The sequence below is a fragment of the Prochlorococcus marinus genome (genome assembly GCF_001180245.1).
Taxonomy (GTDB): domain Bacteria; phylum Cyanobacteriota; class Cyanobacteriia; order PCC-6307; family Cyanobiaceae; genus Prochlorococcus_A; species Prochlorococcus_A marinus_F.
The window spans coordinates 1-731 of record NZ_CVSV01000126.1 but is presented as its reverse complement, the minus strand read 5'-3'; the positions used below and the strand labels follow the sequence as shown (position 1 = coordinate 731).

At 37.9% G+C, this 731-nt stretch carries 2 protein-coding genes; both read left to right on the top strand.

Annotation, left to right across the window (positions count from 1 at the left end; genetic code table 11):
* Positions 1-106: 50S ribosomal protein L18 (locus AMO19_RS05135; protein WP_306452420.1), on the top strand; the 106-nt coding region annotated here is incomplete at its 5' end.
* 16 nt (positions 107-122) lie between these two features.
* Positions 123-731: 30S ribosomal protein S5 (rpsE, locus tag AMO19_RS05130; RefSeq protein WP_075507594.1), on the top strand; the 609-nt coding region annotated here is incomplete at its 3' end.

Below are 731 nucleotides of genomic sequence, written 5' to 3'. Positions count from 1 at the left end.
AAAAAAAGGTATTAAGCAAGTAATTTTTGACCGTGGAGGTAATTTATATCACGGGAGAGTAAAAGCACTTGCAGATGCTGCTCGTGAAGCTGGCCTAGAATTCTAACTCTTAATTTTTTACTATGACTGACACTCCAACAAAACAAGAAATTCAATCCAAGAACGATAATGTTCCTGGAGCTACGCCCGTAGAACAAAAAAAGAATAATCGTAATGATCGAAAAAGAAATAGAAGAGGTGATTCAAAAAATCTAGAGAGAGATTCTGATTGGCAAGAAAGAGTTGTTCAAATTCGACGCGTTTCTAAGACTGTTAAGGGTGGAAAAAAAATGAGTTTTAGAGCAATTGTTGTAGTAGGTAACGAAAAAGGTCAAGTTGGAGTTGGAGTTGGTAAAGCAGGGGATGTTATTGGTGCGGTGAGAAAGGGAGTTTCAGATGGTAAAAAGAATCTTGTTAAGGTTCCTTTAACCCCAAATAATTCAATACCGACTTTATCTTTAGGTCGAGATGGTGCTGCAAATGTTCTAATTAGACCAGCTGCCCCAGGTACAGGTGTAATTGCTGGTGGTTCAATAAGAACAGTTTTAGAATTAGCCGGCATAAAAAATGTTTTAGCAAAAAGATTGGGTAGTAAAACACCTTTGAATAATGCTAGAGCTGCTATGGTAGCTCTTTCTCAATTAAGAACACATAAATCCGCCTCTAGGGAGAGAGGCATCTCACTTGAACAG